Below are 25,949 nucleotides of genomic sequence, written 5' to 3' on the forward strand. Positions count from 1 at the left end.
TCATTCCCGCTAAAAACTTTTATTAGATAACGAAAGTGGAAAGAGATAATCCTTATAAAAAAACAAAATGAAGGAGATATAAAAATGACAAAAATTAATGGAGTCGATACAAAAGTTATTGAAAACTTAGTAGAAAATTATAAGAAAAATCCTGAGGAAGGAATGGCAGGATGGTCTTCTTCGGTAAAATGGAAAGATGGATTTTACGCTGAAGCGCAAGTAGGTGATCACAAACCCGTTCTGATTGATGAGCCAAATTGGTTATCAGGATCTAATAAGGGTCCAAATCCAGTTGAACTTTTATTAAGTGGATTGGGTGGTTGTTTATCAATTGGATTTATTGCAACAGCTAGTTTAATGGGGATTAAGGTAAATTCATTAGAAGTTAACGCTTCAGGACAATTAGATTTAAATGTATTTTTGGGCTTAAAAGAAGGGAATCCAGGTTTTAACGAAATTGATGTTCAATTCACAATAGATAGTGATGCAGACGATAAACAACTTGAAGAATTAGTTTCAAAAGCAATGGAAATTTCGCCTGTGAAAAATTCATTAGAAAGAAATGTTCAAGTAAATTCAACTTTTAAACGAAATAAGTAAAAAGCTTTATGACAGGGTCGATCTTACTTTACTTTGTATAACCAATTTTAAAAAGAACGTAGATATACGCGACATATTCCATGCGTAATGTCTACGTTCTCATACGTTGCAGGTAGAATTGGAAACGCGAGAGGAGGAAAAAACCCCATTATGTCTGAAGTGAACAGTATTAATAGATGGAGAGCTCTATTTTTGATTGCATTGGCTGAACTATTTGCCCTCAGTTTATGGTTTAGCGCTTCAGCCGTTCTTCCCCAATTAGAACGTCAATGGGGAATGAGTGCAACAGAAGGGTCATGGATGACCACATCCGTACAGGTTGGGTTCATTATTGGAGCCATTTGTTTTGCTATTCTAGGTTTGGCAGACCGTTATAACCCAAGAAAAATATTTGCTATTGCCTGTATATTCGGAGCTGTCATCAATAGTTTATTTACTTTAAGCACTGGAATGGTAGTGGGATTAAGTTTACGTTTTCTAACAGGAATTACTATGGCAGGTGTTTATCCTACTGCCGTGAAACTACTCTCTACTTGGTTTCAAGATAGACGAGGATTTGGTATTGGAATCCTAATTGCAGCTCTGACATTAGGTTCTTCATTGCCACATCTTTTTAATTTATTTATTCCGAATGTCAGCTGGAAGATATTAATGCTGGTCAGCTCTTTATTAGCATTGGTCGCAGCTGGTATTATGCATTGGGGTCTTCCGGATGCTCCGGAGTCTAAAGAAGAAGTGGCTACTGTGTCGATGCATACACTCAAATATATCTTAAAAGATCGACCTGTAATGTTAGCTAACTATGGCTATTTCGGTCATATGTGGGAATTGTATGCTATGTGGACATGGCTTCCCTATTTCTTAACAGCCAGCTTTAAAGCATCCTTAGAGGGGACAGCTTCACAAGAGGCCAGTACACTGTTCGCATTTTTAACAATTGGAATTTCGGGGGCTATAGGTTCAATAATAGGTGGATTATATGCTGATAAAATTGGAAAAGCACGACTTTCTATGATTGCCATGATTGTTAGTGCTGTATCTTCTATATGTATCGGACTTACCTTTGGTCTTTCTATTTGGATTACCGTTATTGTAGCAATCATTTGGGGGATATCAGTTGTTGCAGATTCGGCACAATTTTCAGCAATGGTTGCAGATTTCACAAAATCAGAATGTGTAGGAACTGCCTTGACATTTCAAATGGCTATAGGTTTTCTTATGACAGTCTTTTCTATTTATTTGATTCCAGTCTTTGAAGATATTGTAGGGTGGAAATGGGCATTCTCCATCCTTGCGATCGGTCCTGTTATAGGAGTTTTGGCAATGATTTCTCTTATCCGTTATAAACATTAAACCGATGTACTCATTTTGTTTTTTAACACCATTCTTGTTATTATTCCACTGCATAAGTGCGGAAGTTCCATGGGAATTATGAAGCTTGTAATTAAGGTCAAACCAGCTGTTGGACTAACAGTATCAGGCTTAATCTTAAAAACTTTAACATGGCAATGGATTTTCCGGATTTCACTACCGTTACTGATTATCGCATTAGTGTTTGGTGCATTCTTTATGCAAAATGTAACAGAACCAACAAAGCCGAGAAAAGTAGTTTGGGTAAAGGAGGGTGAATGATTGGTGGACAAGAAGTTACTTACGGAAGCTGGTTATAATGAGTTGAAGAAAGAATTACTTTATTTAAAGAAAAAAAGATGGAAAGAAGTTAGTGAAAAAGTTCAAGAGAGCAGAAATTTTTGTGATTTTAATAAAGATCCTGAGTATCAAATTTCAGTAGATGAATTTGCTACACTTAAAAAGAAAATAAATGATTTGGAATACATTATAAAGCAAGCAAAAATAATTAAAAATGCAAATATACGAGAAGTAGGGATCGGATCCATTGTCACTGTTAAAGAAATGACAGGAAAATATGAAATGCATCTTAAACTTGTTAGTCCCGCAGAATCACATTTATCTGAAAAGTATATATCCGATGAGTCTCCAATCGGAAAAAGTCTAATTGGTCACAAATTAAATGATGATGTAATAGTCATGACCCCTTCTGGAATGATGCATTTATTAATCACTGAAATACAGTGATTTTTTTCTTAAGCTACTCTGTTGTACTCTATTTTAAATAAGGTAGATAATTGATGATGGTTGGTAGTAACAATGAATCTGTACATCTATTGTGTTTTGTGAATGAAAATGGTGAATATTAGTCTTTTTATTTTAAAGATACAGGGTTGCAAAAACCTAAAAAAGCATGCTAATATAATATTGTACCGACTGGTAGGTACAAAAAGTTTAGTTGTTGATAGAAGGAGGTTACAGTGATTACACCAACAGAACTGTATTATTCCAAGGACCCTATTTGGGCAAAAGTTGAAGATCGAGTACGTTTGGGGATTACAGATTATGCTCAAACAACGATTTGATGAAATTGTATTCTTAGATCCCCCGAGGAAGGGAATTGATTAACGATAAACAATAGCTGTGGTGATGTGGAGTCCATTAAAACTACTCCGAACTTAGCTCATCCTTTAAATTCTAAAAGTAAACACAGAATTAGAGGATAGTCCTGAATATGTAAATGAATCCCCTTATGATTAAGGATGGATGCGAGAAGTTCAAATGGATAATATAGATGATATCCAACATCTTATACGTGCTAAAGAATACAAAGATTATGTATATGAAAAAACTGGAGGGAATCTTGATGGAAAAATTACAATCAATGGATCAATTTGAGAAGTTAAAAAAAACAGAGCGCGTTGTCTTTATGTTTTCAGCGGACTGGTGCCCAGACTGTCGGGCGATAGAGCCAATTTTGCCGGACATTGAAGCAAATTATTCGGAATATCAGTTTATTTATGTAGACCGGGATGACTTTATTGATTTGTGCATCGAACTGAATGTATTTGGTATTCCAAGTTTTATCGCTTATCATAACGGAGAAGAAGCAGGGCGGTTTGTTAGCAAGGCTCGGAAAACACAAGAAGAAATCGAAACATTTCTTAACAGCTTGTCCGCTTAATCTGCTAACATAAAATTGTACCAAACGGTAGGTACGGATAAAAGGAATTAGAGGAAAAAAATTATTAATCAAGTCGATGTTAAACAAGTTAAAAAACATAGAGGTTCCAAAGAAGAAGTTGAATCAATTATGGTAGCAACTCCCTTGAAAGTCGGATCTGCTCTTGATCATGGAGTTAATGCATAATGAATAAGTCTTAAAGTATAAAACTTGGAGGTTTTTATGAATAATTTTCAGTCAGTTGAAGCTCTTTTTAAACCATTCGAAATGGGAAATCTGAAACTATCTAATCGTATTTTGATGGCACCTATGACGCGAAACTCTTCTCCAAATGGAGTACCAGGGGAGGATGTCGCTGCGTATTATCGTCGTAGAGCTGAAAATGGTGTTGGACTTATTGTGACAGAGGGTACGTTTATCAACCATCCTGATGTTGCATCCGAGGTGCCAGCATGGCAGGAGGACGTACCGTACTTATACGGAGAAGAGGCGCTAAATGGTTGGTCAAAAGTAGTTGATGGGGTACACGAGGCTGGTGGGAAAATTTTCTCTCAATTGTGGCACATGGGTGCACGAGGCAACGCTAATGATTACTCAAAACAAGAAATTTTGGAATTGGTTGAAGCTTTTGCACAGGCAGCAGCCAATGCTAAAAAGGTTGGTTTTGATGGCATTGAGATTATGGCAGCCCATGGATTTTTAATCGATCAGTTCTTTTGGGAAAAAACAAACACACGTACCGATGAATACGGTGGCGACATAGTTAAGCGCACACGCTTTGCGAGTGAGGTCATCGCAGCTTGCCGACGTGTTGTTGGACCAGATTTTCCAATCTCGTTGCGAATCTCACAGTGGAAATATGATTTCTATACAGCAAAATTAGTAGAAACTCCAGAAGAACTAAAACGTTTCTTAACGCCATTAGTTGATGCAGGCGTTGACATCTTTCATGCATCTATTCGTCGCTTTTGGGAACCTGCATTTGAAGGATCTGAACTGAATCTATCAGGATGGATTAAAAAACTGACAGGAAAACCAACAATTACAGTTGGATCTGTCGGTCTTGATGGCGCTGATTTCGTGGATTTCTTCGCTACTGGAGAAGAGGCCAATGGCAAAGCCAACAAAATGGACAATTTGATCGAGAGATTAGAACGTGAAGAATTCGATTTGATAGCTGTGGGTCGCGCATTATTGGCTGACCCTGACTGGGTAAACAAGATCCGAGATGGACGAACAGAGGAATTAATTCCGTTTACGCGTGAGGCAATTGAAACATTATATTAAACCGAGCTTAAAAAATAATAAAGAACCCATTTTGATTGATTTTTTTCAAAAAAGGTGATTTTATGAGTTTATTAAAAGGAAAATAGATTTTGATAACAAGTGGAGGGACACTTGAAAAATGGGATAATGTTAGAGGGTATACTAATTTAGCAAAAGGTACAATTGGGTGTTATTTAGTTTACACGGCTAAAACTTCCTGAAAAAATGCGTTTAACTCAATTTGAGACCGTCAGCTTAGGAATAGGGTACAGCAAAGACGAGTTTGGATGGAGGATTCCACAGATCAAAAACCATTGATAGCTCTACAAATATCACCATGGATATTTATAAATATTATTTAATACTCTTTAATAAGTTTTATGAAGGGAAAACGGTGAGGAGTATCTCAGTTACTATATCTAATATTGAAGATGATGTGAATCAGCAGTTGAGCCTTTTTGAGGTGGATAACGAGAAAAGAAGGAAATTAGGCTTTGTGATGTATGGAATAAGAAGCAAATATGGATCTAAAGCAATTCTCAGAGCAGTGTCCTGCACACCGGGCGGGCACTGCATTACATCGAGCAGGATTTACAGGCAGTCACAAAACATAAAACCCCTTCTTTAAAAGAAGGGGAAACCACTTGATCCTTATTCAATGATTAATGGGCAAAGGAAGTATCTTGAAAACAAATTGATACATGTTTGAAAGGTAAAAACACTCACAGATGTGTACTATTTGTGAGTGTCTCTTTTGTAAAGAGATTAAGCCTTTACCTTAGCTGCTCTTTCGAAACCAGTCTTTACTGCTTGTATCATTTCTTTCACAGCGTGAATAGATACGTCGGCATTTGGATTTAATCCTTCGAACCAGTGATAGGCCCCAGGATATAAATGAAATTCGACATCAACACCAGCTTCCGCAAGTTTGGCTACATAGGTTAATGTTTCACTGCGGAATGGATCTAATTGACCAACAAATGTGTAGGTGTATGGCAAATTACGATAATCTTCTGCTCGAGCAGGGGCTGCATAGGCAGGAATATTATCCGTTCCATATATTTCTCCTAAATACATTTCCCAGCCAGCTTCATTTGTCTTTTGATTCCAAACAAATCCTTCTTTAATTTCATTCGTAGAAGGTGTATTATTTCGGTCATCAATCATTGGATAGAGTGGCATTTGGAAACAAATAGAAGGATATTGTCGATCGCGGGCTAATAATGTCAATGCTGCTGTTAGTCCACCGCCAGCGCTCGCTCCTGCAACACCAATTCGATTCGAATCAATGTTTAATGGCTCTGCATTATCAGCAATCCATTTTAATGCTGCATAACAATCCTCAATTGGTGCTGGATAAGGATGTTCAGGAGCTAAACGGTAGTCTACAGAAACGACCACACAGTTGGCTTCTTTTACAAATCTCATACAAGTATCATCATTATCATCTATAGACCCTAAGATGTAACCGCCACCATGTATCCATAACAGGACTGGTAAGGATTCATTATTTGATTTTGGACGATAAATTCTTAATGGTAATGGATTAGCATCAGGTCCTACAATGACTTCATCTGTTAATGAAAGGGATTCATCAACAACGGTAGCTGGTCTCATTTGCGATATTTCTTCTCTGATTGCTTGCAAGTTCTCTGGGCGTAAATCGAGGTCTTGAAACATTTCTAATCCTTGTAATAACTCTGGATTTACTCGGTTCTGCATTTTAACACCCCTCTTTGTAATTGTTAGTGAAGTGTATTCTAAGTAGTTTAATTGTGATAAAACACCACAATCAAATTGTAAAGTGGATATGTTATAATCGTCAACAGAATATTCGAAAAATAAATCTTCTTTTTAGGAGGATGTTTCATGCAACTAATGATACAAGCAGGTGATTTAGGACAAAGTGGTTTCATGCCGCATTAAGAACTCCCGTCTTACTTGCTTCCTCAGAGAGTATGTTAAAAAGTCATTATATAGCTGAAAGATACTATCAAGCTAGCTATATTCGTTATTCCACAAAAGGGCGATATTGTTGAATAAAACTTAGATTTTTAAACAACTTTATTGTTATATTTTTAAGTACAGTTAAGTATTTGACATCAAAGATTAAACAACTATTTTTTAACCCTTTCCTAAATTTAGAACGGCGTTATGCTTGTTTGAGGTTTTAAAATTAAATAACTTTATTGTCACTTTACAAGTGGGGGATAATATTGCTAATTGGTTGCTTTTAATGAAGCAAGCCATTCATCTAATGTTCCTGTGAATCCTTGTTGCACAGCTAATTCATATGAGGATAGACCGCCCTACCAGCTGCACCTGTACGCCTTTAGCTCCCGTTGCACCGGTAGCTCCAGGATCTCCTTTAGAGAAGATGTTGTATATAAGGATAAGAATAGACATAGGGAGGACTTATTTAAACCAAAGAATGTTGAGAGCAAGGATAATCCTATATGGACGCATTGAAGACACTAAGACGATGAAATTTATTATGGAGTTGCCTGTTGGCGACTCTTTTTATTATTGCAGGGAAGATAAACAATGTAACTTTCATAATATTAAACCGTTTTAATATAAGAAGGTGGGATTCAAATGAAAAATTTCAAAAAGAGTAATTAAGGACTAGTGGTACCGAAAACGTCGGTAATTATAAATCTCGGAACACTTACCCACCTTGTGAATATGGGCACGCTTAGCGTTTGCGATTATTCTAATCTCTGCATTCCATAAATTGTGCTATACTTGGACCCGAATACAGAAGGGAGACAGACCTTTGAAACACTATCGCACTTTATTATTTGACGTAGATGATACACTATTGGATTTTGGCGAAGCAGAAAAATTAGCATTGCGCTTGCTTTTTGAGGATATGAAGATACCCTTAACTAGTGAAATCGAATCTCGCTATAAAATAATCAATCAAAGTCTTTGGAAATCCTTTGAAGAAGGGAAAATCAATCGTGATGAAGTGGTGAACACCCGCTTTTCCGTTTTGCTTAACGAATACGGACATGATGCCAATGGAGCCATGCTTGAGATGAAATATCGTAGCTATCTGGAAGAAGGGCATCAGCTTGTTGATGGTGCCTTTGAATTAATAACAAACTTGCATCGTCAGTTTGATTTGTATATTGTGACCAACGGCGTTTCTCAGACTCAGTATAAGCGTCTCCGTGACTCAGGATTATTTCCGTTTTTTAAAGAAGTTTTTGTTTCTGAAGACACGGGCTTTCAAAAGCCGATGAAGGAATACTTTGATTATGTTTTTGAACGGATTCCACATTTTTCAGAAGAGGACACATTAATAATCGGCGACTCTTTAACAGCGGATATAAAAGGTGGACAGTTGGCCGGAATCGACACATGCTGGTTTAATTCTGAAATGAAGTTGAATGTGACAACTGTTGATCCAACCTATCACATCCGTCAGCTTGATGAGCTTTATTCCATTTTGAATGTAGAAAAACCAATCATCAGCTGTTAATACGCTTTTCAAATTTAAACAGCTTGGTATAAGTAAGCTGACTAAACTCTTAAGGGTGACTAATACGGTTACTCTTTTTTATATGGGTTTAAAATACACTCCCTATACCGTTATACAGTGAATGATATTATGTAGACCTTTATATCATCCACCGTTGGGATTATAACACGTTCATCGAAGAGACAATGGAAGCATTACATTCTGTTGTAAAAGCCGGTAAAGCGAGATACATAGTTGCTTCTGCCATGTATGCATATGCATGGCAGTTTCTAAAAGCGTTGAATGTGGCAGAGAAAAATGGATGGACGCGTTTTATATAGAAGGGAAATGATGAAAATGGAATTTGTTAAAACAAATAAAAGCACTTATGAAGCAATGAAAATTATTGGAGCAACATTTAACTGCGTAGGAACATATGAATACATTTTAGATAATGAGGTTATTGAAGGTTATGAATATAAGGAAGTAAACGAAAATAACAAAGATGAATTTACACCAATTGTAAAAGTTGAATGTACCGATGGATATTTCTACGCAACAAACTATAAAAATGATGTTGAAAATCGACTGTAAGATTGTTTAAAACAACAATTTTAAACAGAAAAGAGACGTGAAAAATTGGATGAAATAAAGCGTGGTCAAATAAAGTGCAAACATTGTGAAAAACGGAATAAGTCATATATAGTCACTTTATCAATGAGTCTCTTTATAATCCTGAATACGCACGGCAATGTATAGGTTTTGAATAAAAATTAATCAAATTGATCTTAAGAACATTGATAAAAGAACAAAAGGAAAGAACATGTTTTGAAAAAAGATTGATCAAAACATGCTCTTATATATTGCAATGGTTTAACTTCTTTATAAAAAAGTTTGATTACATTTGTGGGGGTTCCAAACCAAATTTTGTCCATTCCTCTTTTGCTGGACCATAAATACCTGGAACAGTTAATCCTGCTTGTCTCATAAGAACAGTCATTTGTCCTCGATGGTGATTTTGATGTTGAATCAAAAACATCAAAAGTGAACCATTTGTTAATTGTTGACCAATAAAGTTGATACGTTCTTGAAGTGTGTGGTCAGTCCATTGGGTTTTTAATGCTTGTACAAATGCATTACTGGTTTGATGATAGCTGTCTGCTATAAACTGAGCCGAAGTAGGTACAGGATAATCTTCAGTTGGGGCATGAAACGTTAAGTCAGTGTTTGAGGTAATTATGCGAATGGCAGCAACAGTATGCCAGGCGATGCGTCCTAAAGTCCAATTTTGTGAGGTTATTTCTTGTTTAAGTGATTCATCAGTTAGGCTATTTAGTAGTTTCTGTGTAGCATCGGATTCGAATTCCCAAGATTTTAAAAAATGGTCTAAGTTTTGAAACACAAGAATCCTCCTTATTATTTTTTTGTTTTCTTTAAGAACCTAGTTTAATTATACCTCCCCGTTTAGTTAAAAAGAACAACACTTTAAACAAGAATTATCTAAGGAAAAAAGGCATCGCAATATCTTATAAATATCACGGCTTATTTCATAAGGATTCTGAATAAAACAGCAGTTTTAATGGAATTAAAAACATAACAGGAGTTAGGATATTAGGCCTCGAAGATAATCATCAAATCTTATTTTAGTCATGGGGGTGAGAGGTTTGAGGGAATTAGAGGAAATTTTACTCAAAAAAGGTGTTTCAGACTCGCATATAAAGGATATAAAGAGTACTCTTAATTTTAATGAAGACCCATTTTTATTTTATTATAAAGAATTTGAAAATGAGAAACCGGTTTTTAAACATATACCTCTTTCTAAAATAAAGAGTCTAGGCTGTAGAGGCTCAAGCGGCTTATCATGGTTTGACCATGCTTGCTGTAGAAAGGGATCAAATATTGATATTAGAAGATCTAACAGAGCTTATCAATATTTAGAAAAACAAACTCTAGAAGAATTTCAAAGCTTTTATAAAGAATCTCCAGTAAGGTTAATTTACTTTCAAGATGATGACTTTTATGCTGTGAACGGTGATGGAACTCATCGTACACTTTGGGCAAAGGTAACAGGCGCTCCAACAATATTAGCTGAAATTACAATTGCTAAGAAAAACCCTTTAGCATATATGGAATTTAAAAAGGATTTTGTAGCAGCTTTTATATTTAAAACTTTTCTCAAGATCATAATGAAATTTACACCTCAGGTGGTTGAATCAATTTATTTATCAGGCTTAAGGAAAATTATCGAAAGTGAGAAAATAAGTTTGGAGGAGAATCATTTTATTCGAATAGGGGTTGATTTGTATTGTATTGTATTGTATAGATAAAACACTTATTAATTCTAAAACATGGATTTTAAAGTGATTTTAAGGAGGGGTCTAGACAATGTTGAAGAAGCTTTTAACATGAAAGGGGTTATAAACATGCAAGTTTTAAGGATCTTTATTGTTCATGTCTTGTCTGCGTTATCAGCTGCTGTTGTCTATGTTTTGGGCATTGATTATGATGGCTACATTCCATACTTCTTAATAAGTGTTATTCTCTTTATCTTCTATTTAATCTTTGCTGTACCTGTTCAATATTTCTTGAATCGCAATCCAAAAAGGTTTAGCCTGAAATATTTACTCATATACATATTCTTTTCCTTCTTAGTATGGTTAATCTTTGCGGTAACCACTGACCCAAAGACCACCATAGACTTTCTAATGGGATACGAAATTTATTTATTTGGCATTTCATTTGCTTTAATCTTTTGGGTCTGGGACTCAGTTTTCCTGCAAAACAAGGCAAAAATAGCAGCTAAGTAACTTAAGTTCATAATTCAATCTTAAGGGAGGAAAGAATCCTTATATATCACCTATAATTTGACCATGAGAGCCAGATGACTATCCTTTAATATTCCACTGGGTCAAGGGGAGTGAATAGCTTTGACCTTAATTGTAAGTTCAATGATCATTTTAAGTAATCGGAATAATCAGAGGTGAGGACGATTGATTAAATCAAACTTAAAGCCCTTATTAGACGAAAGAAAGATCAGCTTCAGGCAGATATCCAGAGATATTGATCATGAGTATCCGACCGTCAGAAAGCTTTATAATGACGAAATGGAATGGTATTAATGCTGACAATATGATTGTTTTGCATGCAAAAAGCCATTTGAAGAAAAATCTTGGCATTGATATTTTTGAGGTTATGAATGCAGAGCATTACGAAGATATAGAACATCTCGTGACTATTGACAAATCAGGCTATACTTAAGGTGTTTAAATAAAATCATTAATTTATGGAGAGTTAATAAATATAGAATGCGTACATGTAACCAAGTTAATAAACTATTTAAAAAGGGGCATAATATGAAGTTTACCTTGTTGCAGAATGCAATCGATTCTCTAAAATCAACTTATAATTCTTTAGAGAAATATAAGGAAATTGTATTAGGTGGTGAACATTTAGTTAAAGATGCAGTTCTTTCTTTAAATCATGCAAATGAATTACTTTTTAAACATGTACTGAAGGAAGAAAATGAGTTTTTGATATTCTCTGATATTCATAAATATATGTCTGCGAAAGAAAAAATGATTGAGAAACAGAAGAAAAATGTGTTTGAGGTAAATCCAAACTTAAGCACTGTAGGTTTTTATGAAGCAATACGCAGGTTGGAGTTATTGTGTGAAAAGAAAGTGCCTGACAATTTCAAGAGTGCATTGTTATACATAAACAAAAAAAGAAATGAAATCACTCATTATGAAATTGATATGGATAAAGATGAGTTTAAGTTGTTTATCGAGAATTTAGAAGCTGCGTATGAGATGACCATTTCTTTCTTTTCTGAATATGAGAAAGAAATAATTTTATTGTTATCTGAAGCGAGATTTGAAGTTTCCCTTGAAATTATCGATCCTGATGTTGAAGCAATGACGCATGATTCTTACATGGATTATATGGAGGAAATGATGTCTTAATTTGTTGTTTGCATACTAATTAAAACTACGATTTTAAAGAAAGAGAGAGGTATTACTGAGAATATGAAAGAACCGTTCATAAAAAATGAACGGTGGGGGTTAAAAAGTAATGTCTTTTCCTTTGCGAGAAAAGGCTAAACAAGATAGCGCAATATCGTGTTTCAAATTCTTTATTTGAGGTCATTAAGGGCGACTTTTGCAGCCTCAGCGATAAGAGCATTATCATAATTAGCATCTTTCGTAAATCGGTTTGATAGGATTGCCAAAACAATAGGAGCTCTATTAGGCGGCCAAACGATAGCAATGTCGTTTCGTGTCCCGTAACTTCCGGCTCCAGATTTATCGCCGACTTCCCATCCTATAGGAGCGCCTGCCCGAATCAGTTCATCTCCAGTAGCGTTGCCTCGCATCCAATCAGTTAAGATCGTGCGCTTATCAGTCGTGAGAGTGTTATCTAAAGTGAAAGCTTTAAGGTCGGTTGCCAGTGCTTTTGCGGTGCTTGTGTCACGAATATCCCCAGGAATCGCAGAGTTTAGATCCGTCTCGAATCGATTAGATTTAGTTACATGATCCCCAATCTGTTTCAGTGACTTTTCGAAACCGTTAGGGCCGCCAAGTTGTTGCAACAATATGTTCCCAGCGGTATTATCGCTGTAACGTATAGCGGCTTCTGAGATTTCTTTTAGGCTCATGCCTGTATCTAGGTGTTTTTCTGTGATTGGAGAATATGTAACAAGATCGTCTTTACTGTAGTGGATGACTTCATTAAGTTTTTCAATTGAGTTATTCTTCAGGACAGCAGCTGCGGCTAGAATTTTATAGGTTGATGCGTAAGCAAATCGTTCATTTGACCGATAAGCGATTGTCTTGTTTGAACCTGTATCAATTGCATAAACCCCAAGCTTAGCATGAAATTTTTTCTCCAGTTGAACAAATTTTTTATTAGTTATACAGCTTGTCATTTTTGTGTCTTCTATGGATTTTGCTTCAGCATGCATTGAGCCGTATAAAGGTTTGAAACCAGTAAAGCTTAAACATAAAAGTCCAATACATATTCCAAATTTGATTGTCGCTTTATTTTTCAAATTAATCAGGCCTCCTAATTCAAATGATTTTGTATACACCTTCTAATTAACATCACAAACAGGATAAAAATCAATATACTTCCTATGAAATGTTTCCCATGACAGTTAGTTTAACACAAACTCTTTGAAACTGGTAAACATATTAGAGTTTTATAGGAGGGGAGTATACAAATGATCAATGTTAACACTATAGGTCATGAAATACCAGAAAAGATTAAGTCCTGCATCTCTGAATGGATCTTGAAATTGAGCCTAAAAACAATAAAAATAAAAGAAGAAGAGTGTTTTAGATACTCTTCTTCATACCACACCTACGACACTCACGTAACCACTCTTTACTGAACTTTTGAATAACGCATAATCACAATTGTCACAGAGTCCAAACTTTACATCTGGATACTCCTTATAATCATAAATTACTGAGATATCATAACCGTTTGTCTCATAATTTTCTTCCACATGATCACCCACATAGTTTATTTTCTTATTAAGAATACCAATTGAATAAACTGATACAGAATTAATTTCTATTCTTTTGTTACAATTTCAATAACAAAGTCGTAAAAACAGAAGACAACATCGAATTTTCTTGGATTCCGAATTTTTAATATTTAGATTAAAATAATTGTTTTATCGGTGGGTGGTCTTATATGGATGAGTTTTCTCATTTTTTATAGATAGATGTGAATAATTGTACAATGTACGATTATGATCAGTATAGGAAAAGCTTAAGAGAGACATCTTCTTGTAATAAAAGGGGAAATAAGAAGAGAATTAGCATCTGTAAGTCTTTTAGGAAGGAAACACAAAATAAAGTTCGCCATTCTAGGTGATATATCATCCCAGCCAATTCATTGCGCGAAGAATTGCACAAACGGATTATGGCGTACATGACAAAAGAAATGACATTCACCAATCGAAAACATCCGGTTTATCCAGTTTAAAAGGAACTACCAGGAGCGTGAATAGGCGCTTTTTTTTCAGTTTCTGATAATTACATTATGTTGTTTAATAACTGTGCCTTAAACCCTCTGTTTTTTACAAAAGTAAATAAAGGCTGCCGCACACTATGCATTAATCTCTAGTATGATAAAAAGGGGCCTTTATTTTTTCACATAACGCCGGTTGGCAGGAACAAACGGTTAACCACGTTCTCAGTGTTTATCAAGCATTCCATAGGCTTTCCTTCACCTTTACCAAATACCTTATGACTCATTATACAGGACTGACCTTCAGGAATAGGGTAGTCTAAGATCTCTGTATGGAGCTGTATGAGTTCCGCTCTCCGGCCACCAACATTAAAGGCAGCAGCAAGCCTTGCGGGAGAATATTTAACAATTGATTTAAACGAAGAGCGCAAAGGAAGATGCTATGACAGCCTTTTTGATCGACATGGAATTGTTGGTGAAACACAGGTGATAGCAACTTCGTTTACTGATTTCATTCAACGATTGCTTGACAACATTGGTATTGGTTAAGGCATGATTTCTTAACACTAGGTGAAGCATATGATGAAGTAGACATTGACTAATCTCTTAAGCAAAAGTATGGCAATAACGATTGTTAAAGCTCTCTTAACGAGGGCTCTTATTGTTTGCATTGACTTTTGTGTTTTTTAACAAAGACCAGGCCCTTAAGAACGATATGATAAGACGAAATACATCAAAGGATAAGCTCCTGTTCATACTAATTGTCGGGAGGTATGCCGACTTATGATACAAATTTGGATCACTGGCCTTTTACTATTGGCTCAACCCAGCGAGCCATCTGACAGTTTAACCATCACACAACAAGGACGGACGATTGCCACTGTTAACCGCGAAGATTTTACAATGCCTCTTCCCGGTACCCCAATGATTGATCATGAAAAATATCGTAAGTTCATCAAACGGCTTGATCAACAAATTTACCGGGAGCCCATAAACGCCAAGCTTAACGATCAGGGAATCATTATCCCAGGAAAAGTTGGTTACAGACTTTATCAACAGACACTCAAGGAGAAGTTTTATGCCTATTTCTTTGGCCATGGCCCCTCCAAGATAGAAGTGCCGGAATTGAACATTTATCCGAAAGTCGACAGCGAGTTACTTGCTCACATCCGTACCCAGCAGCTGGGACAATACGTAACTTATTTTAATTCAAGCAATCAAAGCCGTTCACACAATATTTCCCTTTCCGCAAAAGCAATTGACAATCATGTTGTTTTTCCAAATGAGACGTTTTCATTTAACCAAGTTGTTGGGATGAGAACACATGACAAAGGATACATGCGTGCACCCATTATCGTTAAAGGTGAGTTGTCTGAAGGTGTAGGTGGGGGAATTTGTCAGGTGTCATCAACATTATTTAATGCTGTCGATCGTGCAGGGCTGCGAATTGTTCAGCGCTATTCTCATACAAGAAGCGTACCATATGTTCCGTCCGGACGTGATGCAACAGTAAGCTGGGGAGGTCCGGACTTTCGCTTTCAAAACCAATATAACCAACCGGTATTAATTCGAGCTAAACAATATGGGGAAAGTATGATTGTTACGCTTTACTCCTCAGATGTGATCAATAACAAAATGCGAAAAGTTCCCAAAGCACCATCTCAGATACCAAAAGAAATAAATGCCGAGTGAGAAATTACATAAACTATTAGATATCATTAGCAAACTGGTCTCTTCTTTACCATTGGAGGTTTAAAACGATATATAAGACACTTAACCGAAGGCGATTATTGAATGCTTACGCACCGGAGGTCCCGTAAGCATATTCTGGCTGATCGGTAACAAGCACAACAAGACCTTCTAAAGAAATAGAAGGTCTTGTTTTAATTACATTTCAACCCGTCTTGCCAATAGCTCACGTAGGAACTGCGTTTTTTATGAAATATAAGGGATCACAACAATAATTATTCCGCTTTCCGAATCTCAATCACCTTGTCCTGTTCCATGAGCATTAATAAAGATTCTCTCTTGGCCAAAATGCACGGTATGAGACTGCATTCCATTGCAAATGGTGACATTCATCTTCAATTACGTACGGCAGCTCCAATTGACTTGCCAGTTGTTCATTGAAACGGGATCAAGATCAACCACACCAACGTTACCCCAAGACAATCTATTCAAACATTACCCCTTTGACCGCACAATTTTTTTGTAATCCATAGGCGTTTGCCGCCACCCAATTGTATATAGGTAAATACCATGAACTAATCAAGGAAATACCAATACTTGTCAACTTATAATGGCCCAGGAGGAAAAAAACTTATGGAACTACATGAGTGTATTCATGAAATTTTTAGCGGGTTGAAGAATCCATTGGTTAAAGATTTGGCAACTTCTTTAAAACAAATTCCGAACGCATCAAAATTGAGTCAACCTTATATTAAGGAACCAGACCAATACGCTTACGGCCGAAATGTAATCTACAGAAACGATGAATTGGAAATTATCGTTATAAACATTCCGCCAAACAAGGAGACAACAGTCCACGATCATGGTCAATCCATTGGTTGTGCAATGGTGTTAGAAGGAAAACTTCTCAATTCCATTTATCGCTCAAACGACGATCATGTAGAACTCTCCTCTTCTTACTTTGTTCGCGAGGGAGAGTGCCTTGTTTCAAGTAAAGGTTTAATTCACAAAATGTCCAATCCTACCTCCGAAAGAATGGTGTCTCTTCATGTCTACTCACCCCCTTTGGAAGACATGACTGTCTTTGAGGAACAAAGTGGTGTATTGCGAAACTGTACATGAGATACAGGTAAACTACTATATCCCGAAAGGAGTAAATCTGAATGTGAAGGTTGTAGTTTTCCGTGAAATTAAAGGGAAAATCCAAACTCACGCCCTTAAATCGTGGTTGTCATTAGTAAATCTTCTAGGATTCATGCTCGATGAACATGAAACAAAAAATACAAAAACCATTACAGCTTATAGAAGTGGAGATAAAGTAACGTTTACAATTTTCCATTCTAAATCAGAACCTTTTCTGTATTTAGATTATATCCGACTAGAACCAGCAGACCCCGAGTTGGTAAATATTATAGATATTCTGATTGATAAGCTATGTTTATCGGGAGAAAAGCATATTATAGATGATTCAGTTCACTTATCTGTTTTGTTCAATGAAGGTAAAGTTATCAACAATGATAACAATGAATTCGATAATTTCGAAAGTTTATTATTAAGAGAAACCATTTATGGATTAGTTCATTTGTGTTTAGATCGAATCATTGAATACAAACATGCAGGTAGCCTTGAAAAGGTTGAAGAAATGAAGGAAACCCTCTCCAAATGTCAAAAGTGTTTAATTTTAATAAATAAAAGAATCACAGATGAGTAGATGGTTTAATCAATATAAAAATTTTAAAACCATTAGAATAATATTCATAAGAATGCAGTATATTTAATCGTGGCAAACCGGAAGCATAAGCCAACTCTACAAAGAGAGGCGTTAATTTTCACGAAAAATGTTAACGATCGCTCTTTTTTTGTGTGCTTTGCTTTCGGAAAATACTTATTTTGGAGGTTATTTTATGACAAACGAAGTGAGTAGTTATACGATCGGAAGCCAATTGGACACTTGTTTGCAAGCATGTATTGATGCATGTAATAGAACTATTCAGGCATGTAATGAGTGTTATGATGTTTGCTCTTCAAATACACATGTAGAGGGATGTAGTGACTGTGTTAAAATCCTCCGTGATTGCACGGACGTGTGCGCCTTAGTATCTCAAATGATAGCTCGTAATAGTGTAAATGCAAGGCTAATATGTAGTTTGTGCGCTAACATATGTGAGGCTTGTGCCAATGCATGCTCGAAATGCCAAAATGATTGTTGCCATAGGTGTGCAGAAATCTGTAGAGATTGTGCTGATGCTTGTCGTGAAGCTTGCTGCTGCTAAAATCCTCTATAAGAATTATTATTCTGGGATACAGAAGATTTAATAAAAAATGCAAAAAAGTGCTGGAACACCATTCAGGAAAAGTTTTTTGATTCAAGATTTCCGAAAAAAAAAGTCGAATAAAATGGAAGTTTCCTTCTAAATAGAAAAAATTCTTGCTTAAGTGGCTTATGGAACAACCTTCAGATTAATACAATTTTTATTTAACCTCTCTGATAAAACAGGGAGGTTTTTGTGGAAGCTCCTTAAAAATCAGACGAACTATTTGACCGCCAACTTTAGCTGATCTTCATCAAATGGCCACTTTGGTTTGAAAAAAGGTGAAATCAAATGAAATTTAAATATGAAAAAGCTTCAAAAATGTTGATGAATCAAGGATCCTTAAACTTGAATACAGAAAAGGATATGTTCCGCACACAAGTTTATTCTTGGGAGCGCGAACAGTATATGTCTCAGTTTTAATCTTTCAATCCCTTGGCACTATTGGTGTCAGAGGATTTTTTAATTTGTTTGCTATTTCAATAAGGCGGGCACTATAAACCATTCATTTTAACCCTATAAATAGCTTATCATTGTAAATCCGCATTTTTTCAAAGGCCTCCGACTCCCAAAATGACAACCTTCTTACCTGAGCCTACGTACTGGATTGAAAATAATTACAAAAAAATATTTTTTTAACAAAGGCAAAACGTCTTATTGTATACTAAACCAGTAGTTATATTATTGAAAGGGGTAATAGAATGAAGGCAAAAATAGATTCATGGAAGAAGACTGCTGTTTCAATACTTATTTTCACCATGTTTTTCACCCTGATGATGAACGATACGGTTTTTGCAGCGGGACTGAACAAGGATCAGAAGCGTCGAGCGGAGCAGCTAACCAGTATCTTTGAAAACGGCATGACTGAAATTCAATATGGATATGTGGAACATTTGCCTGATGGAAGAGGTTATACTTGCGGCCGGGCCGGCTTTACAACCGCTACCGGGGATGCATTGGAAGTAGTGGAAGTGTACACAAAGGCAGTACCGAATAACAAACTGAAAAAGTACCTGCCTGAATTGCGTCGCCTGGCAAAAGAAGAAAGCGATGATATAAGCAATCTCAAGGGATTTGATTCTGCCTGGCGCTCGCTTGGAAAAGATAAGGACTTCCGCGCTGCTCAAGACACTGTAAACGACCGCTTGTATTATCAACCTGCCATGAAACAGTCAGATAATATCGGATTAAAAACGGCACTTGCAAAAGCTGTGATGTACGATACAATTATCCAACATGGCGGTGGTGACGACCCAGACTCCTTGAATTCCTTGATCAAACGCACAAACAAAAAAGCAGGTGGTTCACCTAAAAATGGAGTAGATGAAAAGAAATGGTTAAATAAATTTCTGGACGTGCGCTATGATGACCTGATGAATCCATCAGATCCTGATACCCGTGATGAATGGAGAGAGTCAGTTGCCCGTGTGGATGTGCTTCGCTCTATCGCCAACAAGGCGAACAACTACAATCTAAACGGACCGATTAATGTTTATTCAGAAGAGTATGGTGATTTCGTAATCAAGTAAGCAGCGATTGAGTTGTGTCGGAGGGGGTGATTAACCCCCTCGCATTGGCTAACTGATAGAGTAGAGAACCGAAACATTTGGGTGACCGTTTGGTCGCCTTTTGTCATTGCGAAGCACTTTTCATAATAGACCAGTCCCATTTCATGAATGAGTCTACTAGATTTTACAGCTGGCATCTATGCTTAAGCAGAGAGAACAGTTCAATATGAGTTTTAAACACTATATACATTGGATATCATCATTATGTAATGTTATTTCCTATTGTAAAAACTGATTATGTCAAAAGGGCAAGAGTTCGCGGAATACAAAGAGTCATTCAATGCATTGATCATTTGATGTATCTGAATGCAGAAGAAAAAGCAATTGAAGCATTAGAAAACAATAATTTTAATATGCTGTATAATTCAGTTTCTAATCCAGCAAGAGAGTTAATTACAGTTGCTCTTCAACATAACATGACGGTAATTCAACAATCGAAATACACACATGAAACATCAGATGTAATTAAAACATTGTTCCCAGAGGCAACAAAAATCATAGCTAATTAAAAATTTATTAGAGACTATCTTATTGGGTAGTCTCTATTCTTGAACCGGAGGCATGCTTTGAAAAACTTGTGGGTATTCAAAGGTGATTTCTTCAAATTGTGGTCGGGTACTTTTCTTTCCATATTAAGTTCTACGCTTTTCTATTATTCGTTGATTTGGTGGTCATTAAATGAAACAGAAAGCGCTCTGAGCGGCGGGTTAATTATTGGGCTTGGGATGAGTATATCAATTGTATTGTCTCCATTTACGGGTTGGTTAGCAGACAGGTTTCACAGGGGGAGATTGATTGCTTATTCTGATGTCACCATTTCGATTTTATTTTTCACGATAGGACTCTTAGCTATTTTTAATTTTACATCGATACTGTTATTGATTATTACACGTGCTTTTATTTCTATTTGTTTGACTGCAATTGAACCGGCATCACGATCACTTATCTCTGATACAGTGGAAAAAGATTTAATTGAAAAAGGAATTGCATTTCAAGAAATCCTGAATCAAATCACGCAAGTGGCAGTTCCAATACTTACTGGTGTTTTATTTACCTTCCTGCCCTTTGGTTATGTATGGTTAATATGCGGCGGTTTAACGTTTGTTTCTATATTCTTAGAATTTTTGATAAAGGATAAGCGTGGAAATCAAAAACAAGTATCCTTTAATAAGAAACAACTTTTCAGTGGTTTTACTAATCTTTTTAAGAACAGACCTTTAAGAAACCTTTTATACGGTACAAGTATACAACAGCTATTATTCAGCGGTTTTCCAATTTATATAGCAATTTGGACTTCGATATTGATTAAAGACAAGGAATGGATAGGCGGCATTTTTCAATCTATCTGGGGAATAGGGACGCTTGTAGCGGCAATTACTCTTTCCTTTTTAGCAAAACAAGATCACCTAAAGATTGTCGCTCCAGTATTGATGATTATTTTTGGATTATTGTTATCTCCTCTAGGGTGGATTAGCAATGTGTACTTAGGTTTAACACTACTTGTCTTAACTGGAGCAATCAGTGGTATTGTGAATATTTACCTTGAAGGGTATTTACAAAGGGTAACTGAGGGACGTGATAGGGGAAGGTCTCTTGGTGCATTTTTTGCTGTGAATAGTTCGTTAATGCCGTTAGGGTATGCTCTAGCTGGGATAATTTCAGAAATGGTAGATGTAAAGCTCTTATTTTTAATTGTAGCACTCCCTACACCTTTAGTTTCCTTTTTCATATTTAGATCTGTTCAAATGTGGGAAGGAAAGATTAAAAAACCATATGGGACAGAAAAAGCAACTCCTATGTAATTACACCTGCTGATTACACACACCATACAATACATGTTGTCAGCAGAATCTGTTTAAAACAATCATTTTATTTATAATTCGAAAAAAATTTTAAGCGTTCCCCTTCATATGTATCATGAACCAGCAGGGGGAGATTAGCATTAACTAAGACCTGAAAAACAATATGTATTGATATTCTCAGTTTGTGCTGCTATTGCATTAATTGGAAGGCAAATACTGCTATCAGGTTTTAAAAAGTTTGAGCAGATAGATGCATATTCTAAGAAAGAAGAAAATCTTGTTTCTAATATAGCTTCTCTAGGAGCAACTCCAGAAGGCAGAGTTAATGAAGTCCGTACAACCTGGCATGATGTTATCTTTTGTCCATGTATTAACAGAGAAAGCGTGCCGGAATCTAAAGCCAGGTACGCTTTTTTGTGTCCAAAAGATTCAGGAATGGCGGTTATCAGCAGGTTAAGGAGGTTGAAGGATGACAGAAGTAACTCTAAACAGTGGTATCAGCAGTAGATTTTTTATGAGGAAGGCATGTTATAGAAATATCTAAGTGTGATTGGCAGCCTGCAGGCGAAACGGAATGGCGGGTATGGAAATCTGGAATCGAAAAAACTAAGAAAGTCATAGCGGCAGTCATGGCAGTCGCAGATACGGTTTTTACTAGTTTGATGGCCTCTATTTTACAAAAAACATACCAAACGATGTTGGTATGTTTTTTGTTTTATAAATATTTCATGTCCCTAGAGTACCCATGACGAGGAACCAAGTGTATGTTGCAAAAAATGTTTAATTTTTTAAACAAAAAAGCAGACAACAAATGAATGTTTGCTTTCCTCTTTTACGTTCACATAAGGACCTAAAGCTCTTTTAACATTACTTTTTCACCATTAAAATCCAGTTCTCCATTATATTTAAAACCAAATTTATGATAGAGGCGCAAAGCATGGGTATTGTTCTCAAAAATGCTTAAGTAAATCCTTTTACATTTATATAATTCAGCAAGGTGCTGAATGAGAGCTTGAAGCATTATGCTTCCCAGCCCTTGCCCTTGAAAGCGTTCATCGATGAAAAATCGATCAAGCCACACTCTTCCTTCTTTATTCTCTTCATCATACTCAGGAAACCAGCCGTACATTGCAAAGCCAACTAAGTTTTCTTCATAATAAAGTCCGACTGGCTGATAGTAATGACATTCATCAGCTTCCTTTAAGCACTGCTCTGTTGATTCAATATATGATGTCTGACTTTCGTTAACATGAAGAGCCAGCATTGCAGCACGATTATCTTTTGTAACTGCTTTTATCTCGATACTCATACAAAATACTCCTTTTTTTCTTATTTATATAAGAAAGAAATAATCTGAGTGGTTTAGAATCTTTCATCTTAACCGATATTGAAACCATGTTTATCTATCCTTTTCATTGTTAATCAACCTTCTTTCAGGTACTATGAACATCATAAAGTATATGGTTACCGTATAGTCAAGGAGGTTTTTATGAGCGAAGATATCAAAAAATATTTCACCACAGGTGAGTTTGCGAAGCTCTGCCACGTAAAAAAACAAACCCTGTTTCATTATGACGAGATTGGCCTGCTTTCTCCCGAAATAAAAAAAGAGAACGGATACAGGTATTATTCCTATAATCAATTTGAGCTTTTTCAAGTCATTGGTTTGTTTAAAGAGGTGGGTGTTCCGTTAAAAAGAATAAAACAGCTTTTAAAGGGCAAAACACCAGAGGATATCGTTGCACTCCTAAAAGAAAAGTCTTTCGAAATTGAGAACAAAATCAAAAAGTTTAAACATTTGCAAACGATTATACAGACGAAAGTGAAGTTAACGGAACAAGCACTGGAAACAGATTTTTCCTCAGTTTCTTTTCAGTATTTAGAAGAAGAAAAATTCATGATAAGCCGAAATACATTAAACTTACCGGAACGAAAATACATTGCGGCAATTTCAGAACTTATCCGCTATGTTCAATTACATGAATTAGATGAGGGGTATCCGGTGGGCGGAATATTTGCGCGTGAACAAATTCTTAAAAATGATTTCTATAATTACAGTCACTTTTATATAAAAGTACAAGAAGGAATAGAGAAGATAAACTATCATGTAAGGCCAAAAGGTCTGTACGCTGTCGGATACCAAAAAGGTGATGAAGCCGAAGATGCCTACCGCAGAATCATTCAATTTATTGAAAAAAATAGAATGCGGATGGGTGAATATGCATATGAGGAATACATGCTTGATGAGGTGGTGGTCGATGGATTAGAAAATCAAATCACAAAAATTCTCCTTCAAGTGAAAGAGGGCAGCGGATAACAGAATGAAAGTAGGAGTTATGTACTCACAACAGGTGATTGTGTTTTTTGGGTGGAGTTAAACGAACGTGGCACCAATGACATGTTCGTTAAGCTATCCATACCTAATAGATAAGAGAACAGATTTATTTTCGCGTTTCGCTTTTTAAATAATTCTTTTTCCCAACTGAAAATTGGACCTGAAAGCTTTACAGATTACTAAAAAAGCTCATAATATAAAGAAGATATATAGGTTGATTTACTTAAATTATGATAAAGCATTTATTTGTGCTTTAGATATGTAAGAATATTTTGATAAGGGGTGTACATATGAAGTTAGACGAGTTTGCGATTGGGCAGGTATTTCATACAAAATCTTTTAAATTAACCAAAGAGAATATAATGGGATTTGCGGAAGAGTTTGACCCTCAATACATGCATTTGGATGAAGAGAAAGCGAAGGAGGGTAGATTTAATGGAATTATCGCTTCTGGAATACATACTATAGCAATCTCTTTTAAGCTCTGGATTGAAGAAGGTTTTTATGGTGACGATATTATTGCTGGAACAAAAATGAATAATTTTAAATTCATAAAACCCGTGTATCCAGACGATGAACTGCATACAATTGTTGAGGTTCTTGATAAACAGCCACGGAAAATTGACACAGGGATACTCACTGTATTGTTATCTACTTATAATCATAAAGAAGAACAAGTATTTGAAGGTGAGTTATCAGTATTGATTAAGCAATGAAGATAATGATGTAACACTAAAGGATACTTTACTTATAGAGCTAGCTGCCAATTTGGCAGCTAGTCTTTATTTAGTTATAAAAGGTAATGCCAGTTTGAATTTTAAAGAAGGCACCCCAGCTCAATTTTTTCAGTGGGGATACCTATAGATTCCCCTCTAACAATATTTCGATTTGTTCTTCCATAATATGAGGAGGATAAGGCATTTCATTCTTAAACCACCATTCCACTACTTGTACGTAAGCCGCTTCAAAAAAACTGAAGAATAACACCTTCAATTTTCCTTCTGTTGTTATATTGCATTCATTCTTAATATTTTCGATGACAAACTCAAGGAACCGTCTAAGAAAGAAAAGGGCTTCTTTTGTGATTGAAGATATGGCGAAGACAAGGAGGGGAAGTTATACTGAATCATATTTGAAGATATTAAAGATGAATTAGCCAGATACAAATTCCTCATATAACAGCAGGAGGATGATAAATGAAATACGGTGATGTTTACTATTTTAAATGAAAGGATTTCGGACTTGCTCTTATTAACGAACGAGGATGTTTATAAAAAAGAACACTATCGAGTAGATAGTGCTCTTTTAATTCTTGCCAATCATTGAATAAAAGTGATGTGTTTTCTTATTTCCAGGCGGATAAATATTTCTTTTGATATTTGCTGTCTTCTTCGGACTCAATCAATTCCATTGCTATTTTCTTAATGTGCTCATCCTTGAGTTCATCGTATAATTTTCTCAAACCTACGATCAAATCGTAGCGAATCAAGGTATAATGTTTTTCGTTCATTCCATTTTTGAAGCGATCAATAATATGAGTGAGCACCATTTCTCTTTGTTCTGGTCCAGCTAAGCCTACCTTCCAAATTGATTGTAAACTATGCCGAGCAGTTACAAATTTCGAATCGTTGGTTACTTCCCATAACGCTGGATAGTCGCGAAGCATCCGTTTATCGGGATCACTGATTGCTAAACCAGCAAGAAACTGTGCAGCTCTCGCTCTCCTATGAGTATCGGGATCGGTTAACCATTCTAATAATTGATCCCAAACTTCATAAGCCCAGTCTACTTTTCCTTTAGTGGCATTAATAATATTCTGAAAGGCTTCTATTTGCAGGTTTTTATCCTTTGCTTCTAGATTTTTAAAATAAGTTTTAATTATACTGTCCATTGGACCACCT

The 25,949-nt window shown here is 36.0% G+C and carries 27 protein-coding genes and 9 pseudogenes; 28 read left to right on the forward strand and 8 right to left on the reverse strand.

Annotated features, from left to right (window positions below; all coding sequences use genetic code 11):
- Positions 1–84: 84 nt before the first annotated feature.
- From AAHT65_RS16460 to AAHT65_RS16495, 9 genes and pseudogenes are all read left to right on the forward strand, one after another.
- Positions 85–600, forward strand: coding sequence for an OsmC family protein (locus tag AAHT65_RS16460; protein WP_343310513.1), 516 nt, complete (start codon positions 85–87; stop codon positions 598–600).
- A gap of 150 nt (positions 601–750) precedes the next feature.
- On the forward strand, positions 751–1,953 hold the full coding sequence (locus AAHT65_RS16465; protein ID WP_088117250.1) for an MFS transporter: 1,203 nt from the start codon (positions 751–753) through the stop codon (positions 1,951–1,953).
- Positions 1,954–1,959: 6 nt separating this feature from the next.
- Positions 1,960–2,202: pseudogene (locus AAHT65_RS16470) on the forward strand (MFS transporter); the annotation flags it as partial.
- A 33-nt stretch (positions 2,203–2,235) separates the two neighbouring features.
- The gene (locus tag AAHT65_RS16475; RefSeq protein ID WP_343310516.1) at positions 2,236–2,697 is read left to right on the forward strand and encodes a GreA/GreB family elongation factor; all 462 of its coding nucleotides are present in this window, start codon (positions 2,236–2,238) and stop codon (positions 2,695–2,697) included.
- A 447-nt stretch (positions 2,698–3,144) separates the two neighbouring features.
- On the forward strand, positions 3,145–3,210 hold the full coding sequence (locus tag AAHT65_RS21690; protein WP_368073955.1) for a hypothetical protein: 66 nt from the start codon (positions 3,145–3,147) through the stop codon (positions 3,208–3,210).
- A 106-nt stretch (positions 3,211–3,316) separates the two neighbouring features.
- On the forward strand, positions 3,317–3,634 hold the full coding sequence (locus tag AAHT65_RS16480) for a thioredoxin family protein (protein ID WP_088117252.1): 318 nt from the start codon (positions 3,317–3,319) through the stop codon (positions 3,632–3,634).
- A gap of 222 nt (positions 3,635–3,856) precedes the next feature.
- A complete protein-coding gene (locus tag AAHT65_RS16485) occupies positions 3,857–4,921 on the forward strand; it encodes an NADH:flavin oxidoreductase (protein WP_343310517.1) in 1,065 nt (354 codons plus the stop codon).
- 86 nt (positions 4,922–5,007) lie between these two features.
- Positions 5,008–5,109, forward strand: a pseudogene (locus AAHT65_RS16490) (phosphopantothenoylcysteine decarboxylase); the annotation flags it as partial.
- A gap of 37 nt (positions 5,110–5,146) precedes the next feature.
- Positions 5,147–5,514 (forward strand): annotated as a pseudogene (locus AAHT65_RS16495) (DNA polymerase); the annotation flags it as partial.
- A 151-nt stretch (positions 5,515–5,665) separates the two neighbouring features.
- Here AAHT65_RS16495 and AAHT65_RS16500 read toward each other — a convergent pair.
- The gene (locus tag AAHT65_RS16500; protein WP_343310518.1) at positions 5,666–6,622 is read right to left on the reverse strand and encodes an alpha/beta hydrolase; all 957 of its coding nucleotides are present in this window, start codon (positions 6,620–6,622) and stop codon (positions 5,666–5,668) included.
- 1,054 nt (positions 6,623–7,676) lie between these two features.
- On the opposite strand from AAHT65_RS16500, the gene AAHT65_RS16505 reads away from it, so the two are divergent.
- The 3 genes and pseudogenes from AAHT65_RS16505 to AAHT65_RS16515 all read left to right on the forward strand — a co-directional run bounded on the left by AAHT65_RS16505 (position 7,677) and on the right by AAHT65_RS16515 (position 8,960).
- On the forward strand, positions 7,677–8,387 hold the full coding sequence (locus AAHT65_RS16505) for a YjjG family noncanonical pyrimidine nucleotidase (protein WP_343310519.1): 711 nt from the start codon (positions 7,677–7,679) through the stop codon (positions 8,385–8,387).
- Positions 8,388–8,515: 128 nt separating this feature from the next.
- Positions 8,516–8,704, forward strand: a pseudogene (locus tag AAHT65_RS16510) (aldo/keto reductase); the annotation flags it as partial.
- On the forward strand, positions 8,685–8,960 hold the full coding sequence (locus tag AAHT65_RS16515) for a hypothetical protein (RefSeq protein WP_343310520.1): 276 nt from the start codon (positions 8,685–8,687) through the stop codon (positions 8,958–8,960). The pseudogene AAHT65_RS16510 and the gene AAHT65_RS16515, both read left to right, overlap by 20 nt.
- A 304-nt stretch (positions 8,961–9,264) precedes the next feature.
- Here the strand turns inward: AAHT65_RS16515 and AAHT65_RS16520 are convergent, their stop codons facing one another.
- Positions 9,265–9,768, reverse strand: coding sequence for a DinB family protein (locus tag AAHT65_RS16520; protein ID WP_003328666.1), 504 nt, complete (start codon positions 9,766–9,768; stop codon positions 9,265–9,267).
- A 262-nt stretch (positions 9,769–10,030) separates the two neighbouring features.
- Here AAHT65_RS16520 and AAHT65_RS16525 point away from each other — a divergent pair, with 262 nt between their 5' ends.
- The 5 genes and pseudogenes from AAHT65_RS16525 to AAHT65_RS16545 all read left to right on the forward strand — a co-directional run bounded on the left by AAHT65_RS16525 (position 10,031) and on the right by AAHT65_RS16545 (position 12,328).
- Positions 10,031–10,693: a hypothetical protein gene (locus AAHT65_RS16525; protein ID WP_343310521.1), complete on the forward strand. Its 663-nt coding sequence runs from the start codon at positions 10,031–10,033 to the stop codon at positions 10,691–10,693.
- A gap of 96 nt (positions 10,694–10,789) precedes the next feature.
- Positions 10,790–11,173 carry a UPF0715 family protein gene (locus AAHT65_RS16530; protein WP_268500276.1) on the forward strand — a complete coding sequence of 128 codons (384 nt, stop codon included), beginning with the start codon at positions 10,790–10,792 and terminating at the stop codon, positions 11,171–11,173.
- 183 nt (positions 11,174–11,356) lie between these two features.
- Positions 11,357–11,482, forward strand: a pseudogene (locus tag AAHT65_RS16535) (helix-turn-helix domain-containing protein); the annotation flags it as partial.
- A complete protein-coding gene (locus AAHT65_RS16540) occupies positions 11,463–11,624 on the forward strand; it encodes a hypothetical protein (protein ID WP_343310522.1) in 162 nt (53 codons plus the stop codon). The pseudogene AAHT65_RS16535 and the gene AAHT65_RS16540, both read left to right, overlap by 20 nt.
- 95 nt (positions 11,625–11,719) lie before the next feature.
- Positions 11,720–12,328, forward strand: coding sequence for a hypothetical protein (locus AAHT65_RS16545; RefSeq protein ID WP_268500277.1), 609 nt, complete (start codon positions 11,720–11,722; stop codon positions 12,326–12,328).
- Positions 12,329–12,498: 170 nt separating this feature from the next.
- Here the strand turns inward: AAHT65_RS16545 and bla are convergent, their stop codons facing one another.
- Both bla and AAHT65_RS16555 read right to left on the reverse strand, forming a co-directional pair.
- On the reverse strand, positions 12,499–13,419 hold the full coding sequence (gene bla / locus AAHT65_RS16550; RefSeq protein ID WP_141292136.1) for a class A beta-lactamase: 921 nt from the start codon (positions 13,417–13,419) through the stop codon (positions 12,499–12,501).
- Between the two features lie 280 nt (positions 13,420–13,699).
- Positions 13,700–13,872: pseudogene (locus tag AAHT65_RS16555) on the reverse strand (hypothetical protein).
- Between the two features lie 377 nt (positions 13,873–14,249).
- Here AAHT65_RS16555 and AAHT65_RS16560 point away from each other — a divergent pair.
- A pseudogene (locus tag AAHT65_RS16560) lies at positions 14,250–14,357 on the forward strand (hypothetical protein); the annotation flags it as partial.
- Positions 14,358–14,566: 209 nt separating this feature from the next.
- Here the strand turns inward: AAHT65_RS16560 and AAHT65_RS16565 are convergent.
- Positions 14,567–14,734: pseudogene (locus AAHT65_RS16565) on the reverse strand (tyrosine-type recombinase/integrase); the annotation flags it as partial.
- Between the two features lies 1 nt (position 14,735).
- Here AAHT65_RS16565 and AAHT65_RS16570 point away from each other — a divergent pair.
- The 8 genes and pseudogenes from AAHT65_RS16570 to AAHT65_RS16605 all read left to right on the forward strand — a co-directional run.
- A pseudogene (locus tag AAHT65_RS16570) lies at positions 14,736–14,944 on the forward strand (SMI1/KNR4 family protein); the annotation flags it as partial.
- A 181-nt stretch (positions 14,945–15,125) separates the two neighbouring features.
- Positions 15,126–16,034 (forward strand): VanW family protein, encoded by a 909-nt coding sequence (locus AAHT65_RS16575; protein WP_106359532.1) that lies wholly within the window; start codon positions 15,126–15,128, stop codon positions 16,032–16,034.
- Between the two features lie 630 nt (positions 16,035–16,664).
- Complete coding sequence (locus AAHT65_RS16580) at positions 16,665–17,153, forward strand: cysteine dioxygenase (RefSeq protein WP_106046566.1); 489 nt, start codon at positions 16,665–16,667, stop codon at positions 17,151–17,153.
- 43 nt (positions 17,154–17,196) lie between these two features.
- Positions 17,197–17,742: a hypothetical protein gene (locus AAHT65_RS16585; RefSeq protein WP_199681470.1), complete on the forward strand. Its 546-nt coding sequence runs from the start codon at positions 17,197–17,199 to the stop codon at positions 17,740–17,742.
- A gap of 467 nt (positions 17,743–18,209) precedes the next feature.
- Entirely contained in the window at positions 18,210–18,347 is a 138-nt protein-coding gene (locus AAHT65_RS16590; protein ID WP_277714754.1) for a hypothetical protein, read from the forward strand.
- Between the two features lie 697 nt (positions 18,348–19,044).
- Positions 19,045–19,872, forward strand: a complete 828-nt coding sequence (gene csn, locus AAHT65_RS16595) for a chitosanase (protein WP_343310523.1) — start codon at positions 19,045–19,047, stop codon at positions 19,870–19,872.
- 248 nt (positions 19,873–20,120) lie between these two features.
- Positions 20,121–20,420, forward strand: a complete 300-nt coding sequence (locus AAHT65_RS16600; protein ID WP_327854889.1) for a hypothetical protein — start codon at positions 20,121–20,123, stop codon at positions 20,418–20,420.
- Positions 20,421–20,477: 57 nt separating this feature from the next.
- Positions 20,478–21,713: an MFS transporter gene (locus tag AAHT65_RS16605; protein ID WP_258729269.1), complete on the forward strand. Its 1,236-nt coding sequence runs from the start codon at positions 20,478–20,480 to the stop codon at positions 21,711–21,713.
- 850 nt (positions 21,714–22,563) lie between these two features.
- On the opposite strand, the gene AAHT65_RS16610 is transcribed toward AAHT65_RS16605, so the two are convergent.
- Positions 22,564–23,022: a GNAT family N-acetyltransferase gene (locus tag AAHT65_RS16610; RefSeq protein ID WP_094232107.1), complete on the reverse strand. Its 459-nt coding sequence runs from the start codon at positions 23,020–23,022 to the stop codon at positions 22,564–22,566.
- A gap of 180 nt (positions 23,023–23,202) precedes the next feature.
- Between AAHT65_RS16610 and AAHT65_RS16615 the strand changes: the two genes are divergently transcribed.
- Together AAHT65_RS16615 and AAHT65_RS16620 are read left to right on the forward strand one after the other, a co-directional pair.
- Complete coding sequence (locus tag AAHT65_RS16615; protein ID WP_343310524.1) at positions 23,203–24,030, forward strand: MerR family transcriptional regulator; 828 nt, start codon at positions 23,203–23,205, stop codon at positions 24,028–24,030.
- Between the two features lie 308 nt (positions 24,031–24,338).
- On the forward strand, positions 24,339–24,764 hold the full coding sequence (locus AAHT65_RS16620) for a MaoC family dehydratase (RefSeq protein WP_088117261.1): 426 nt from the start codon (positions 24,339–24,341) through the stop codon (positions 24,762–24,764).
- Between the two features lie 142 nt (positions 24,765–24,906).
- On the opposite strand, the gene AAHT65_RS16625 is transcribed toward AAHT65_RS16620, so the two are convergent.
- Both AAHT65_RS16625 and AAHT65_RS16630 read right to left on the reverse strand, forming a co-directional pair.
- Positions 24,907–25,143 carry a TetR-like C-terminal domain-containing protein gene (locus AAHT65_RS16625; protein ID WP_343311552.1) on the reverse strand — a complete coding sequence of 79 codons (237 nt, stop codon included), beginning with the start codon at positions 25,141–25,143 and terminating at the stop codon, positions 24,907–24,909.
- A gap of 250 nt (positions 25,144–25,393) precedes the next feature.
- Positions 25,394–25,939, reverse strand: coding sequence for a hypothetical protein (locus AAHT65_RS16630; protein WP_343310525.1), 546 nt, complete (start codon positions 25,937–25,939; stop codon positions 25,394–25,396).
- Positions 25,940–25,949: the final 10 nt, after the last annotated feature.

This window comes from Bacillus atrophaeus, assembly GCF_039519175.1.
Taxonomy (GTDB): Bacteria; Bacillota; Bacilli; order Bacillales; family Bacillaceae; genus Bacillus; species Bacillus atrophaeus.

Coding starts and splice junctions, on each gene's coding strand:
- AAHT65_RS16460 (WP_343310513.1), top strand. CDS start 85: ATGACAAAAATTAATGGAGTCGATACAAAAGTTATTGAAAACTTAGTA.
- AAHT65_RS16465 (WP_088117250.1), top strand. CDS start 751: ATGTCTGAAGTGAACAGTATTAATAGATGGAGAGCTCTATTTTTGATT.
- AAHT65_RS16480 (WP_088117252.1), top strand. CDS start 3,317: ATGGAAAAATTACAATCAATGGATCAATTTGAGAAGTTAAAAAAAACA.
- AAHT65_RS16485 (WP_343310517.1), top strand. CDS start 3,857: ATGAATAATTTTCAGTCAGTTGAAGCTCTTTTTAAACCATTCGAAATG.
- AAHT65_RS16500 (WP_343310518.1), bottom strand. CDS start 6,622: ATGCAGAACCGAGTAAATCCAGAGTTATTACAAGGATTAGAAATGTTT.
- AAHT65_RS16515 (WP_343310520.1), top strand. CDS start 8,685: ATGGATGGACGCGTTTTATATAGAAGGGAAATGATGAAAATGGAATTT.
- AAHT65_RS16530 (WP_268500276.1), top strand. CDS start 10,790: ATGCAAGTTTTAAGGATCTTTATTGTTCATGTCTTGTCTGCGTTATCA.
- AAHT65_RS16540 (WP_343310522.1), top strand. CDS start 11,463: ATGACGAAATGGAATGGTATTAATGCTGACAATATGATTGTTTTGCAT.
- AAHT65_RS16545 (WP_268500277.1), top strand. CDS start 11,720: ATGAAGTTTACCTTGTTGCAGAATGCAATCGATTCTCTAAAATCAACT.
- AAHT65_RS16575 (WP_106359532.1), top strand. CDS start 15,126: ATGATACAAATTTGGATCACTGGCCTTTTACTATTGGCTCAACCCAGC.
- AAHT65_RS16580 (WP_106046566.1), top strand. CDS start 16,665: ATGGAACTACATGAGTGTATTCATGAAATTTTTAGCGGGTTGAAGAAT.
- AAHT65_RS16590 (WP_277714754.1), top strand. CDS start 18,210: ATGCATGCTCGAAATGCCAAAATGATTGTTGCCATAGGTGTGCAGAAA.
- csn (WP_343310523.1), top strand. CDS start 19,045: ATGAAGGCAAAAATAGATTCATGGAAGAAGACTGCTGTTTCAATACTT.
- AAHT65_RS16600 (WP_327854889.1), top strand. CDS start 20,121: ATGTTATTTCCTATTGTAAAAACTGATTATGTCAAAAGGGCAAGAGTT.
- AAHT65_RS16610 (WP_094232107.1), bottom strand. CDS start 23,022: ATGAGTATCGAGATAAAAGCAGTTACAAAAGATAATCGTGCTGCAATG.
- AAHT65_RS16615 (WP_343310524.1), top strand. CDS start 23,203: ATGAGCGAAGATATCAAAAAATATTTCACCACAGGTGAGTTTGCGAAG.
- AAHT65_RS16620 (WP_088117261.1), top strand. CDS start 24,339: ATGAAGTTAGACGAGTTTGCGATTGGGCAGGTATTTCATACAAAATCT.
- AAHT65_RS16630 (WP_343310525.1), bottom strand. CDS start 25,939: ATGGACAGTATAATTAAAACTTATTTTAAAAATCTAGAAGCAAAGGAT.